We start from the raw sequence: 13643 nt of genomic DNA on the forward strand, positions 1-13643 counted from the left end.
ATTAGTATACTCTTTCAAAGAAAAAAAGTCAAGTAGAAAACGAACATTCTACTTGACTTTACTGGATTATTTTTCACGAATGACTTCGACCTTGTAGCCATCAGGATCCTTGACAAAGTAATAGTTTGGTTGAGTTCCTGGAAGTCCATTAGGGGCTGTCACCTCATAGCCTTTAGCGCTATGTTCTTGATGTAGCGCCTCAAGGTCAGGTGTACTGAGGGCGATATGGGCGAAGCCATCTCCTACCACATAAGGACCGTGATCATAGTTATAAGTCAACTCCAACTCATAGTCATCCCCCTCAAGTCCTAGATAGACAATGGTGAAAGCATGATCTGGAAAATCTCTGCGACGCAATTCTTTAAATCCAAAAGCATCTTGATAAAAAGCGATTGATTTTTCAAGGTTTTCTACTCGCAAGCAAGTGTGTAGCATTTTTGAAGCCATTTTCATTACCTCTTTCATTTTAATAGTTCTATTATACCCTTAATGGACAAAATTTACTAGAAACTTGAACTAGAGTCTTCTTCTCTACGCTTTCATTCTAAGCAGCACTTTTAGATTTTCCTTGCGTATATTGCGAATAAGGAAAAGCATGATCAGGATAAAAAGCCCCTCGAGGAAGTAGAACGTAAATTCGCTGTTCATGAGTAGTAAGTCTTTGTAATGATAGTTATTACCGAAAACTGAATTTGGTGCGAATAGGATTCGCAACAGTCTTCTTAGGAAAATAAAAATCTGTAAGCCATAAATCATAAAGACCTTCTTCACACCAATCATGAAGCCTTGTTCCTTTGTAAAATAAGACAAAGCGATTCCATTTAACAAGAGGATAACGGTTATAGCCAGCGTTTCATTTCGTAGAATAGTTGGATCAAAGATGTCTAAACGGCTGTGAATGTAGGGCAACGTTTGAAATAGTAGGATCCCCAAGACTGCTGGTATGAAAATTTTCTTCAGAGATGGTGGAAATCCAGGACTAAATCTTGTAAAAGACAAGCAAATCACAAGGATTGCAAAAATATGGAAGTAAGCTATGGCAACTCCTGAAATAGTCTGGCTTCGATTTACCAAAGCAGAAAGAAAGCCAGCAGAAAGAAAGATACCGATAGGAATCAGCTTCTCCAAAGAATAATCCCATTTCAGCCCCTGACTCACTTGGAAACCATCGATGAAGCTGAAAAATGTAATGAACATAAGGGCACCGATGAGGCCAAACGGTAAGGATGGAATGACGAGGGTCAATAGCAAGATTAGTAGGAACCATGGATGGGGGCTGTAGTAGAATTTCCGTTTTTCTCCTCTAGCAGTCACTCCCTCCTCAATCGGTGTTTTCCTTAATTTTAGCATATAGACGTAAAAGAGTGAAAACATGCCAGCATGAACCCATGAATTATAACCTGGTCGCTCTATAATACTGAGTATCAAACTTACAATCGTAAAGAGACCAGAGAAAAGCTGAAGAAACTTATTATTAAATACCTGTCTTTTTTTCCAATCCAAATAAGAGAGCTTGGCCTTCGGATGACTAAGTTCATAGGCATAAGTCGTCATCTCTTCTAGTTTCTGGTCTGTCTCCTCCGTCATCATTTGGGGAGCCATTTTAGAAGTAGGAAAAGGAGCTAAAACATATCTCAGGAGCTCGCCGTCTGTAAACCGATGGTACTCCTTATAGATCTGTTGGAGTAAAATCGTTAGAATGCGTGGTCTTCCTTTAAAGTAGCTTCTCCACTTCTCCCAATCATTGATATCTTCATCGCTCTTGGTGAGCTTATCCATATAGAGATAACCTTCATTGTACCAGTAATCAAAATTTTCCTTTTTGTCTAGTTCATACTCCTCTACCACTGAAGGATAGGAATGGATACTCTTCCAGAAATGGAGTTTCTTCAGGTAAGGATTTGATTCCTCATCACTATAACGCTCCACAAATTGGAGAACGAGGGCTAACACTTTCGCATTGGTTAAAGGATAGACGTCCACCTTTTCTAACAAATCAAGTAGGAGAGTATGATCCTTAACTGTTTCAAAAAGATATTGCCAATCACGTAACAGTTTGTACTCGTCTTGATATGGACTATAGAGTAAAAGATATAGTTTTTCCTCAACCTCCGATGAATTTAGCAAATTATAAGAATGGATATCGAATGGTTCTTCTGAATCTGCTTGTAATTCCTCAAAGTAAGCTAGAAGTTCATCATAGGCTTTTTGTTCCTCTTCTCCAACCTCTGGTTTAATCTTCTCCAAGATATAAGCCAAAACTGGAATGCAAGTAATCATTTGTTTACTGTTATTCAAGAGAAAAAGGACAGTACTAGGAGAAAATGATTGACTGAAAAATTTTATCCAAGCTCCAATCTGATTAGCTCTTTGGGAATCTTCAAGGATTGCCTGACATAAACGATAAGAAGCATACAAATTCGAAATTTCTTTTTTTGCATCTTCAAGAGACTCTCCATTTTTGTAGGCGGTAGCTCTTTTAACCTTCCAATGCTTCAGTTTATAGTAATAGCCCCAGTATCGGAAGTCAGGTATATAGTCTTCCAGCAAGGGAATGAGGATAGAAAATTGCTCCGGTTTATTAAAAATATAAACATCCATTTCCTCTAAAACGGATTGAACAATGTCCATATCATACTGATACTGATGGAAGAACTGACGCCATAGATGCTCTTGTTCTTCTGGACTGTAATCATCATTTTTAACAATACTTTCAATCGCATTTCGAATCAAATAGGCTGCTTCATTATAACTACTAAAGTCAAGAGTAGACCTTGTTGTTCCTTCTTGCCCACGGTTCTCTTCATCACCAAACGTTTCAAAATTGAGGGGATTCGTAGCTCTTTCTTCAGAATCTCCATTTAGCTGAACTTCCTCATCATAGTCACCAAAGTCAAGGGTTGACTTTTGCTCATCCTCTTCTGCTTTATAGGTTTCAAAGTTAAAGGAATTGCTTGTTTTATCAGTTGATTTCTGATAATCACTGAAATCAAGACTTGATGTTTCAGACTCTTCGTTCTCAGTCTTCGTTTCTTCAGTCAAGGTTTCAAAGTTGAGACTAGACTTAGTCTTTTCATTCGCCTCTTCTTCAAGTTCAGTAGCCTCTTGAGAGTCACTCGCTTTTCTTAGACTATTTTCTGGTCTTGTATTTCTAGATCTCGCATAAGTCAAGGCTTTTTGATAAGCTTCAACAATTTCTTGGTAAATTTCTGGTTGGTCTTCTGGGTGATAGAGCCGAACCAGTTCAGCATAACGCCTTCTAATAAGCTTGACGTCAGTCGTTGGCTCTATCCCTAAAGTTTCCCATATATTCATAAGGTCTCCTCTTTTATAGTCCTCGCTCTAGGAAGTCTAAATAGTTTGAAAATGATTGATAGAGTTTTGGCAAATGATACACAGATGCTTGACTGACCTCTTCTTCAAATCGTCTAGTTTCAGCCATTAGCTCATCTCTTCTTCTCCCCAAGAGCATACTGTACACGCGATTCGCTTTTTCAATCAAGAAACGATAAACCTCTGTTTCTTGAGCATTGATCTTATAGCGAGTCAACTCTGCTTGCTTAGTCTTGATTTCCTTTTCTGTCAGGGTAATGCTATCTTGGAGAATAACATGACTAAAGACTTCCTGTGTGGAATCAATTTTCACTTCGACATCCAAAATTCCATTTAAATCATAGGTGAATCGAACTGTGAAACTTTCATTTACTCGAGTATTAACAGGGATGGGAACTTCTAATTCACCTAAGAACAGGTTTTGCGATGCCTTCATCATCTCACCTTGATAGACCTTTATCTTGACTTGGCTCTGTCCCAATTCAGCCGTATAGTACTGTTCGATGCGTGAAGCAGGTAGGGTAGAATTTCGCTCAATAATCGGCGAAAAACGGTCTCCAACTATCTCAATCCCCAGTGTAAAAGGGCAAATATCAGATAGTAATAAATCTCGTATCTCACCCTGCCGTTCTTTTATTCCTGCTAAAAGGGCACAACCTCTCGCAATCATCCGATCGGGATCATCCGATACCTGCACCATTTGATTGATACAGTAGGATAAAAAGTCTTGAACCAAGCGGAGTTTCGAAGTCCCCCCAACAAGAACAAAGTTATCAGATGATACATAGCTATAGCGCGCATCCATCAAGGCACGATCCAAAACGGCCTTAACACGGGCTAGCAGAGGTTGACAAAGCTCATAAAAGCGTTGGTAGCTCAAGTCTAAAGTGTATTCCTGTTCTTGGTCCAGAACCGTCATCTTCACTTCTTCTTTATCATTGAGTTCTAGCTTTGTCTTTTCAGCCTGTACCAGAATTTTGCTATAAAATTCTCGGGAAATCGTATCCTTGGTTAATTGATTGGAGACTAAAAATTCCTCAGCAATAGCCGCAGTAAAGTCTTCTCCTCCCAAACGATTGTCCCCTGCGATCGACACGATTTCGACGATATTATCAAAAAGCTCCACAACTGAAATGTCTAGAGTTCCACCACCAAAATCGACTACAATAAAAGATTGATCTTCTTGGTTTACCATAGATCTTTTAGCAAGAGCTGCTGCGGAAGGTTCATTGATAATCCGATCAATCTGAACACCTGCAAATTTCCCTGCTAGTTTGGTCGCATAACGTTGAGCATCATTGAAATAGGCTGGAACACTAACAATCACTTCCTCGACCTTTTCTCCAAGATAGGTCTCTGCATCGTCTACCAACTTTCGAATGATAAAAGAGCTTAATTCTTCAGCCTTATATGCTCGATTTCCTAGTGTCAATTCATGCTTAGTCCCCATAAAACGCTTGAACTGAGAAACCGTCTTATCTGGGTGGGTCACCAAGCGTTCCTTGGCAATTTTTCCAACTATAATCTCATCATTGTCATCTAAAGCCACAACAGAAGGAGTCAAATACTCACCAAAAGCATTGGGAATCAACTTGACCTGGCCATCTTGGTATACCCCTACTAAAGAATTAGTCGTTCCTAAATCAATACCTACTATCATCTTCTTCAAACTCCAAATCTTTTTTAGATATTCCTATTATACAAGAAATATCCTATTTTCTTTGAAAAAATCTGTCATTTACTCTCTAAAATAGAAAATCATTTATGGAAAATAAAAAAGTTTCACCCTACTCTTGCGGTAAAACCACGAGAGTAAGAATGAAACAGTTTGTCATTATTTACCAAGTTTTGCTTTAGCTGCATCTGCAAGAGCTGTGAAAGCTGCTGCGTCGTTAACAGCCAAGTCAGCAAGCATTTTACGGTTAACTTCGATTTCAGCCAATTTCAAACCATGCATCAATTGTGAGTATGAAAGTCCGTTCAAACGAGCTGCCGCATTGATACGAGTGATCCACAATTTACGGAAGTCACGTTTTTTCTGACGACGGTCACGGTATGCATAGTAGTAAGAGTTCATTACTTGTTCTTTTGCAGTACGGAACAAGATGTGTTTAGCTCCATAGTAACCTTTTGCTAGTTTAAGAATACGTTTACGACGTTTGCGTGATACAACGCCACCTTTAACACGTGCCATGTTTTATTTCCTCCAAATATTTCCTAGAATTGTTTACTTACTGTTAGGCTATTATTTCAAGCGAGTAAGCATTGCTTTGATACGTTTGAAATCTCCTGAATGCACCATAGATGCTTTACGAAGATGACGACGTTGTTTCTTAGTTTTTCCGTGGAAACGGTGAGAAGTGTAAGCACGGAAACGTTTAAGTCCACCAGAACCTGTACGTTTGAAACGTTTAGCTGATGCGCGGTGTGTTTTTTGTTTTGGCATGATTTTTTCTCCTTTATTTAACTTTCTGACAATTATTTTTTGTCAGTTGCTGGCGCCAACTGCATGAACATTTGGCGTCCATCCATCTTAGCTCGTTGTTCGATGATTGCAATATCTTGTGTTGCTTCAGCAAACTCGGCTAAAACTTTTGCACCAATCTCTTTATGGGTGATCATACGCCCTTTAAAGCGAATGGATACCTTAACTTTATTTCCTTTTTCAAGGAACTTGCGTGCATTGCGAAGTTTTGTGTCAAAGTCACCCTTGTCAATAGTTGGACTCAGACGAACTTCTTTCACAGTAACAACACTTTGTTTTTTACGTTGTTCTTTTTGCTTTTTCTGATACTCAAATTTGAACTTACCGTAGTCCATAATTTTAGCAACAGGCGGTTTTGCTTGAGGTTGGATCAATACTAAGTCAACATTTGCACTATCAGCCAATGCTTGCGCTTCGCTGAGTGGTTTGATTCCTAGCTGTTCTCCCTCAAGACCGATCAAGCGAACTTCACGTACACGAATTTCATCATTGATGAATAAGTCTTGCTTTGCTATGGTTTTCACCTCTTTTTTATTATTAGAGAAAAACAATAGCGGACTCGTAATAATACAAGCCCGCACGTTATGATAGCGTTTCTTAGAAACTTTTCATCCGTAGGGCCAGGCAACTTGATGTCACAAGGCGAGAAGCTCTCACTTCTGCTTTTCTCAACTTTTATATGATACCAAGTTTTCTATTCCTTGTCAAGATAAAAAGTTATTTTTTCAAAAAACTTTCTGTTTTCTTCTTGATGTCCGCATCAAAAAGAGAGAACCATTCCGGTTCCCTCTCTGTGTTAGTTTTTTCCTCATCCTCCGTATAGGAACGCTAAGACCTATTAAAAACTTCCTTTTTACGTGAACTTCCCCATCTTTCGATAAATAGAATCCCCACTAACAAAAGGATAATCAGGCAAGGAAGTAAGACCATCCCCATGCTCCAATTTAGATTGATATTATCAATTTGCTTAGGTAATCTTCCAGATAAAATCTCTACTGAACGCAAGTAAGTAAAGGGAATCAGATGTGCAATACTCTGAAGAGGCTGGATCGTTTGGATACCAAACAACAAGCCAACAATCCCAATGAGTGAAAGAAAGAGAACAGGCATTTTTTGCTTGAAAAAGTAAGCAATCAAGTAGACGACTTCCACAATGACGATAAAGGCTAAGAAAGCTAAGAGCAAGCTAGGAAATAACACATCTTGTATTTTTCCAATAGTTACCTCTTGATTGGTTAAGCTATAGAACGGGTATGGATAATCTAACTGTCCAAAACCACTTATCAGACTTCCCACTAGAAAAGAAAATCCACAGATTCCAATAAACAGCACGGTTACATAGCTCACCCCAACTCCAAGAGAGGACATGGCAAATGTCGCTTTTGAAAAAGGATATAACTGAGCTGTATCGAGATGATTTTGATATCTTTCTGCGAACAGTTGTGTAAGCATAAAAATAATACCAATCACAAACAAGCTTGGGATGATAGCCTCTAAAATCCAGACAATCTGATCAATCCCGTGGGTCGGATATTCTAAATTGTGGGCTTTTATATTCAAGGGATACAGGGCTTGGTAAATCTTCCGTTGGCGGTCGCTCGCCATTTTTAATTCAGAGCTAGAAGTCGGTTGATTTGACATAACTTCATAATTCTTCTCTTCATCTTGCCACTGCAAATAATAGGCTTCTTTCCAGCGTCCTTCTTTTAACAAAGCCAGAATTTCTTTCTTTTGAGTCAAAAGATTTTTTTGCGAGTCTAAATTACTTTTAACAATCTGGTATTCCTCCGAGCTGGTGTCAGACATTTGGGAAAGCTTCACTTCATTTTCATTGACGATTCTCTCATCTTTTACAAGACGGGTTTCCAACTCGCTCTCCAAGCTGTGTGAGTTTGCAGTCTGACTATTTAAATAAAAGGTAACACCGAGTACAGATGCAAATAAAAGTAAGATAATCCAGTTTAAACGACTTTTGAAAACTTTCTTTAATAAAAATAGGCTAATATCTTTCATAACGGAACCTCTTCTATCTGCCCCTGACGAATGGTTACGATGCTATCGCAAATCTCCATTAACTCCTCTTTGTAGTGGGAACTCAAAAGAACCAGCTGTTCTTTTCTATCGATTTGTGCCAGCCTATCAAAAAACTTCTGTCGATAATACTCATCTAAGCCATTTGTTATCTCATCCATGAGCCAGCATTTCGCCTGACTGAGGAAATACATAGCAATCACCAAGCGTTGCTTCATCCCTAAGGAATACTTGCGGATGGGAAGGTTGATATAGTCAGACATTTCCCAGTAATCAATTTCATCCCTCAAGTTTAGGTCTGACTTCCAGATGTTTTTTATGAGACGAAGGTAGTCCATCCCACTTAAGTTTCCATCCAGCCATTCAACGCTCTCATAATAAAACAAAGAAGGAGGGGCTGCGATATGTCCACTACTAAGGGGAAGCAGCTTGCTCATAGCTCGGAACAGTGTCGTCTTTCCCGAGCCATTGATAGCAAGAACGCCATAAATCCTGCCCTTTTCAAATGTGAAATCAACATCTTGCAAGATGACTTGTCGCGTTTTTAAGGTAACATGAGTAAGATTTAACATATCCAGCCCTCCTTTTTCTCACTCTTTAACGATTAATAGCCTCCGCTGTAGTAGTTTATGACCTCATAACGATTATAATTCCATCCTCCGCCAATTTTATACTCAGAATAGACCATAACGGGATAGAAATGTATTGATGGTTGTGATAGTTAGTACTATATTCCCACATAGTATTCCAATCATACCAATATTTTTTAGTGACTGTTACAGCAGATGCAATGGATTGAAAAAGACCAACAGATAACAAACTAGCTAATAAAACGGGTTTTACTGATTTTTCATGTTTTCATTGCAGTTATATCTTTACTATTGGAGACGCTTTCATTATATCGTTTTTCCCTATATTATGCAACAGATTATTTGTTTATTTTACTAATATATAACACCTTTTCTTCCTAACGAACACTTTCAATCTGCCAACTATTCCATCCTTTAAAGCGAATGGCTCCTTGCTGATCTGTTCGGTAAATCTTACTCTTGATGGATTCTAGTCGTGTCAAGGTTTCCTGATGGGGGAGTTTGGCACGATTGTTCTTACCCACTGAAATGAGAGTAATCTCTGGTTTGAGTTTTTCTAGGAAAGTTGGATTTGATGAGGTTTTAGCACCATGTTGGCCTGCTTTCAAGACATCCACCTCTAGGTCAGGATAATGCTTCAGCAAGTCCTTCTCTCCCTTCTCTTTCAAATTTCCTGTGAAGAGAAAGTGCTTATCCAAGAGTTTTCCATAAAGAACCAGGGAACCATCACGATCCCCATCTCCAATCTTCCTTGGAGATAGGACTTCTAAGTAACTGCCAAAAATCGGGAAATTCTCCCCAGCTGTCACACTACGTACCTTGTTTTGACTTGCTTCTAGTTCCGCTACAAATTCCTTCTGTGTCAGACTTCCTTTTGATACTAAAATCTCCCCAACATGGAAAGCCTTGGTCACCTCCAGCAAATCGCCAACATGCTCCTTGTCTGTATTGGTCAAAATCAGCTGGTCAATCTTATCTACTCCTCGACTTTTAAGATAGGGAATCAAGGTTCTCTGGGCATTGCTGGTTGTCGCCTTTTGCTGCCAAGCTTGGATTTTCTTGTCAGATTCTGCTTTACCTCCTACATCTATGAGAATAGTTTTCCCAGTTACATCCCGTAGGAAAATACTCTCCCCTTGCCCAACATCCAGCATGGTAATTTCATTTTCAAGTGGATGCTTGGTCAGGAAAAAGAGACCCACAATAAAGAGACTAAATCCTGCTAGTCTTTTAATATTTTTCCTCATGTCATAAACCAAGGCCAATGAAACCAAGAGGAGAATCAAAAGCCATGCGTTTGGTTGTCCAAAGACCAGAGGTCTTCTTGCCAGCTGCGATACCAAGCGAATGACGCCCTCTAACCACTCAAAGACAAAGTTAAACTGAGTGACTGGGTAAACAAAAGACAGAATGAATAAGATGGACAAAAGCGGTAAGAATACCACATCAAACAGAAAGGAAAAGACAAAGGTCAAAAGGATAGACCAAGGCTGAAATTCTGCAAAATAGAAGGATAGAATAGGCAATATTCCCAAGGAAATGACCAGACTTTCTCTAGCAACAGCCTTGAGTCCCTCCCCTTCTTTACTAGTCATGGTCAAGATAAAGGCGTAGGCACATGACAAGACTCCTCCTGCAGTTAGGAAAAAGTTTGGCATGATGATAAAGAGGACAAGGACCGTCAAGGCAAAATTATCCAAGCCCTTAACACCATGTTGGGCCAGTAACTTTTGCAAGAGACTGCGAATGACCGATGCTGAAAAACCTGTCAGACCTGCATAGATAAGAGAAAAGGGATAAGTTAGCCACTTCAACTTTTCTTGGGTCAAGCCCAATCGCAAGAGGAGTTTCTTAAAGGCATCCATAAAGAAGCCCACCTGCATACCTGATAAGGCAAAAAGGTGAATAATTCCAAGACTGGAATAGAGCTCATTCATCTCCTCAAAGTCCGTGTCCAAATGTCCTAAAAGAAGACCTGTCATATAGTTGCGCATAGGGTCTGGAAAGTGCGTCTTGATCCAAACTACAGCCTTTCGACGTATACTAGACAGATTTTCTCCTATATCCCAACTGCTAACCTGTTTCATTGACTGGATACTCTTGATAGTCAGTGTCTGGTAAATCCCTTGAGTTTTCAGATAGGCTTGGTAGTCAAAGCCACCAAAATTCCTCTGACCTTCAGGCTCTGAAAGTTTTCCTTCTAGCTCTATCTCGTGAAGGTCTGTTAAGGCCTGAAAGAGCTCTTTCTCCCCCTCAGACTGGAGTTTATAGTAAACTTGGAAGGTGCGGCCGTCAGCCTTGCCCCGAAAGGACAGACTGTCTCCATTGACTTTGATGGTATCTGGTAAAATCCGTACCCTCTCAACAGAATCCACTAGGTTTTGATTAGCTTGTGTCTGTTGCCAGTTTTGAAACAAAAACCAAAAACCAAAAACTCCACAAATCGCTAGAACTTTACTAGCCGATTTCCAAGGAAATTGGAAAAAGAGACAGACAAGCAAAAAAACAAAACCTAGCAGTGCGAGATAGGACACTCCAAAAATGGCATAGTAAAGCCAGAGCAATAGAAAACTCAGATAGATTAGGGGAATTGGGAAATTCTTAATCCACTGTAACATAGTCTTTTAGCTTTTCTATGGTCTTAGCGCCAATACCAGAAACCTTCTTTAATTCATCAACCGACTTGAACTTGCCATTTGACTCACGATGATCGATAATATCCTGGGCTCGTTTTCCTCCCAAGCCTTTGACCTGCTTGAGTTCTTCCAGACTAGCTTTATTGAGGTTGACCTTCTTATCTTTACTTGTCGAAGGAGTCGTTCCAGAGGCAGCCTGCTGACTAGCCGCTTCTTCTCCCTTAGTTGGAACATAGACAAGAGCCTCGTCACTGACTTTCTGAGCGAGATTGAGCGATTTACTATCTGCTTCCTCTGTCAATCCACCAGCTTTCTGAACGGCATCATGAACCCGACTACCTACTGGCAAATCATAAATCCCTGGTGATTTAACAGCACCTTTGACATCTACTGTGATTAGATCTTGTTCAGAAGATTCTTCCTTTTCTTCCTTCTTGATTTCCTTTCCAGATGATGAATCCTTTGAAACAGCGGCAACTTCAGCCTGCAAATTTGTTTCTTTCACAGGTGTTTGTGAAGTTGGCTTTAGTAGGAAAAATCCACCCAAGGCCAAACCCAAACCAGCACAAATGACAATGATTTTATACTCTTTGATTTTCTCGATAATTGCTTCCATATTTTCTCCTCTCTTAGATTATTCGCAAGAGAAATAAAAAACAGTCGAAAATTTCTTTTCAACTGCTTATTTATTTGCAAAATAGTCTTCCTTAGTCAAGACATAATGAACTCTTGTGATCATTCGACCTGGTTCTTTATTATCCATTCTGGCATAGGGTTCTTCGTGGGAAAAACGCATACCTGACTTCTCCATGACCTTTCCTGATGCGGGATTGTCCTTATCGTGAAGAGCGGTCAACTTGTTCATTCCAATCTTCTCAAAAGCCAGTTCAATCACGGCACGATTGGCTTCTGTCGTCAATCCTTGATTCCAATATTTTTTATTGATAATGTAGCCAATAGCTGCTTTTTTGAGAATGTGGTCAATCTTGTGCAAATCAATAGTTCCAATAAACTGACCATTGCTTTTTAGTTCGATTCCCCACCGTCCCAAGGGACTAGCCAAGTAAAACTGAGCTATGTTGTTCTTGGTTTCTTCTAAGCTTTGATTTGTTGGAAAAGTGTAGCGTGTATTTTCTCTGTCTGAGGCATACTCAAACATAGCTTCCGCATCGTCCAAGGTTACAGGTCGGAGCAATAAACGCTCCGTTTCTATAGATGGATACTGGGCAAATTTCACAAATATTGATTCCATACTTTTCCCTCGATTAGAGCTTGATTCTCACTAGTCTAGCATAAATAAATTTGGATGACAAGTTTTTCTTGATTTTTGAAGCGGTTTCATATACAATAAAACCATCACATTTTTGATTTATGAACTGGAATGTGACAACTAAAACAAGACCGTCAATTGAAAGGTAGGTTATCTCTATGTTAATCGGAATTCCAAAAGAAATTAAAAATAATGAAAACCGTGTTGCCCTCACTCCTGCTGGCGTCCATAGTTTAGTCAGCCGTGGACATCGTGTCCTCATCGAAACAAATGCTGGTCTCGGTTCAGGATTTACTGATGCAGACTATCAAAAGCAAGGAGCTGAGATTGTCGCTACTGCTGCTGAAGCCTGGGCTGCCGAGTTGGTCGTGAAAGTAAAAGAACCACTAGCTTCTGAATATGGTTATTTGCGCGACGATCTTCTTCTCTTCACCTACTTGCACATGGCCGCTGCTCCAGAATTAGCAGATGCTATGCTAGCAGCAAAAACAACAGGAGTTGCCTATGAAACTGTTCGTGACAATCAAGGACAGCTACCGCTCCTCGTTCCTATGAGTGAAGTTGCAGGTCGTATGGCTGTTCAAATCGGAGCCCACTTCCTTACTAAGCAAGCTGGTGGTTCTGGTGTCCTACTAGGTGGTGTACCAGGTGTTCCAAAAGGAAAAGTAACCATCATCGGTGGTGGTGTCGTCGGTACACATGCTGCCCGCATCGCCCTTGGTCTTGGTGCTCAAGTAACTATTTTAGATATCAGCGCTAAGCGTCTCTCAGTTCTAGAAGAAGTCTTTGGAAACCAAATCCAAACTCTTATGTCTAATTCATTCAACATCGAAGCAAGTGTGAGAGATGCTGATGTGGTGATTGGAGCGGTGCTCATCCCTGGTGCCAAAGCACCGAAATTGGTGACAGATGAGATGGTCAAACAAATGCGTCCAGGCTCTGTCATCGTTGATGTTGCCGTTGACCAAGGTGGTGTAATCGAGACAGCTGACCATGTGACAACACACGATGAGCCTGTTTATGAAAAACACGGTGTTCTCCACTATGCCGTTGCCAATATCCCTGGTGCGGTTGCTCGCACTTCAACCATCGCCCTAACCAATGTCACTCTTCCTTATATCGAAGCATTGGCTGGCAAAGGATTCGCACAAGCAATCTCTGAAGACGAAGGCTTACGTCAAGGTGTGACCACTTATCAAGGTTACTTGACCAGCCTCCCAGTTGCCCAAGGACTCGATAAAGATCATACTTCTATTGACGAACTTGTTTAAAGCTAGGCACTCATTAAAAAAGAGCAG

At 40.1% G+C, this 13643-nt stretch carries 12 protein-coding genes, 1 pseudogene and 1 other annotated feature; of the genes and pseudogenes, 1 reads left to right on the top strand and 12 read right to left on the bottom strand.

The features are described 5' to 3' along the window. Positions 1-66: 66 nt before the first annotated feature. The 12 genes and pseudogenes from gloA to D8844_RS00325 all read right to left on the bottom strand — a co-directional run bounded on the left by gloA (position 67) and on the right by D8844_RS00325 (position 12327). Positions 67-447, bottom strand: a complete 381-nt coding sequence (gloA, locus tag D8844_RS00275; RefSeq protein WP_000157150.1) for a lactoylglutathione lyase — start codon at positions 445-447, stop codon at positions 67-69. A gap of 84 nt (positions 448-531) precedes the next feature. Next, positions 532-3315 (bottom strand): J domain-containing protein, encoded by a 2784-nt coding sequence (locus tag D8844_RS00280; protein ID WP_125420959.1) that lies wholly within the window; start codon positions 3313-3315, stop codon positions 532-534. A 13-nt stretch (positions 3316-3328) separates the two neighbouring features. Further along, the gene (locus D8844_RS00285) at positions 3329-4993 is read right to left on the bottom strand and encodes a molecular chaperone HscC (RefSeq protein WP_125420962.1); all 1665 of its coding nucleotides are present in this window, start codon (positions 4991-4993) and stop codon (positions 3329-3331) included. A gap of 174 nt (positions 4994-5167) precedes the next feature. Continuing rightward, on the bottom strand, positions 5168-5527 hold the full coding sequence (rplT, locus tag D8844_RS00290) for a 50S ribosomal protein L20 (protein ID WP_000124830.1): 360 nt from the start codon (positions 5525-5527) through the stop codon (positions 5168-5170). Between the two features lie 51 nt (positions 5528-5578). Then, positions 5579-5779, bottom strand: a complete 201-nt coding sequence (rpmI, locus tag D8844_RS00295; protein WP_001125942.1) for a 50S ribosomal protein L35 — start codon at positions 5777-5779, stop codon at positions 5579-5581. A 32-nt stretch (positions 5780-5811) separates the two neighbouring features. Next, positions 5812-6342: a translation initiation factor IF-3 gene (infC, locus tag D8844_RS00300; RefSeq protein WP_000848184.1), complete on the bottom strand. Its 531-nt coding sequence runs from the start codon at positions 6340-6342 to the stop codon at positions 5812-5814. A gap of 15 nt (positions 6343-6357) precedes the next feature. Beyond that, positions 6358-6489: a sequence feature (ribosomal protein L20 leader region), on the bottom strand. 157 nt (positions 6490-6646) lie between these two features. After that, on the bottom strand, positions 6647-7831 hold the full coding sequence (locus D8844_RS00305) for a membrane protein (RefSeq protein ID WP_042902389.1): 1185 nt from the start codon (positions 7829-7831) through the stop codon (positions 6647-6649). Further along, complete coding sequence (locus D8844_RS00310) at positions 7828-8421, bottom strand: ATP-binding cassette domain-containing protein (RefSeq protein WP_125420965.1); 594 nt, start codon at positions 8419-8421, stop codon at positions 7828-7830. The genes D8844_RS00305 and D8844_RS00310 overlap by 4 nt, the downstream gene beginning before the upstream one ends. Positions 8422-8453: 32 nt before the next feature. Further along, positions 8454-8668: pseudogene (locus tag D8844_RS10445) on the bottom strand (hypothetical protein). Between the two features lie 148 nt (positions 8669-8816). After that, positions 8817-11057, bottom strand: a complete 2241-nt coding sequence (locus D8844_RS00315; protein ID WP_125420968.1) for a DNA internalization-related competence protein ComEC/Rec2 — start codon at positions 11055-11057, stop codon at positions 8817-8819. Continuing rightward, complete coding sequence (locus D8844_RS00320; RefSeq protein ID WP_125420971.1) at positions 11041-11691, bottom strand: helix-hairpin-helix domain-containing protein; 651 nt, start codon at positions 11689-11691, stop codon at positions 11041-11043. The genes D8844_RS00315 and D8844_RS00320 overlap by 17 nt, the downstream gene beginning before the upstream one ends. 66 nt (positions 11692-11757) lie before the next feature. Beyond that, entirely contained in the window at positions 11758-12327 is a 570-nt protein-coding gene (locus D8844_RS00325) for a GNAT family N-acetyltransferase (protein WP_125420974.1), read from the bottom strand. A gap of 176 nt (positions 12328-12503) precedes the next feature. On the opposite strand from D8844_RS00325, the gene ald reads away from it, so the two are divergent. Continuing rightward, positions 12504-13616 (top strand): alanine dehydrogenase, encoded by a 1113-nt coding sequence (gene ald, locus D8844_RS00335; protein ID WP_125420977.1) that lies wholly within the window; start codon positions 12504-12506, stop codon positions 13614-13616. The last annotated feature ends 27 nt before the right edge of the window (positions 13617-13643 follow it).

Source organism: Streptococcus oralis (genome assembly GCF_003942875.1).
Lineage (GTDB): Bacteria > Bacillota > Bacilli > Lactobacillales > Streptococcaceae > Streptococcus > Streptococcus oralis_BX.

Excerpts from the sequence above, each read along its gene's own strand:
- gloA (WP_000157150.1), bottom strand. The coding sequence starts at position 447 with ATGGCTTCAAAAATGCTACACACTTGCTTGCGAGTAGAAAACCTTGAA.
- D8844_RS00280 (WP_125420959.1), bottom strand. The coding sequence starts at position 3,315 with ATGAATATATGGGAAACTTTAGGGATAGAGCCAACGACTGACGTCAAG.
- D8844_RS00285 (WP_125420962.1), bottom strand. The coding sequence starts at position 4,993 with ATGATAGTAGGTATTGATTTAGGAACGACTAATTCTTTAGTAGGGGTA.
- rplT (WP_000124830.1), bottom strand. The coding sequence starts at position 5,527 with ATGGCACGTGTTAAAGGTGGCGTTGTATCACGCAAACGTCGTAAACGT.
- rpmI (WP_001125942.1), bottom strand. The coding sequence starts at position 5,779 with ATGCCAAAACAAAAAACACACCGCGCATCAGCTAAACGTTTCAAACGT.
- D8844_RS00305 (WP_042902389.1), bottom strand. The coding sequence starts at position 7,831 with ATGAAAGATATTAGCCTATTTTTATTAAAGAAAGTTTTCAAAAGTCGT.
- D8844_RS00310 (WP_125420965.1), bottom strand. The coding sequence starts at position 8,421 with ATGTTAAATCTTACTCATGTTACCTTAAAAACGCGACAAGTCATCTTG.
- D8844_RS00315 (WP_125420968.1), bottom strand. The coding sequence starts at position 11,057 with ATGTTACAGTGGATTAAGAATTTCCCAATTCCCCTAATCTATCTGAGT.
- D8844_RS00320 (WP_125420971.1), bottom strand. The coding sequence starts at position 11,691 with ATGGAAGCAATTATCGAGAAAATCAAAGAGTATAAAATCATTGTCATT.
- D8844_RS00325 (WP_125420974.1), bottom strand. The coding sequence starts at position 12,327 with ATGGAATCAATATTTGTGAAATTTGCCCAGTATCCATCTATAGAAACG.
- ald (WP_125420977.1), top strand. The coding sequence starts at position 12,504 with ATGTTAATCGGAATTCCAAAAGAAATTAAAAATAATGAAAACCGTGTT.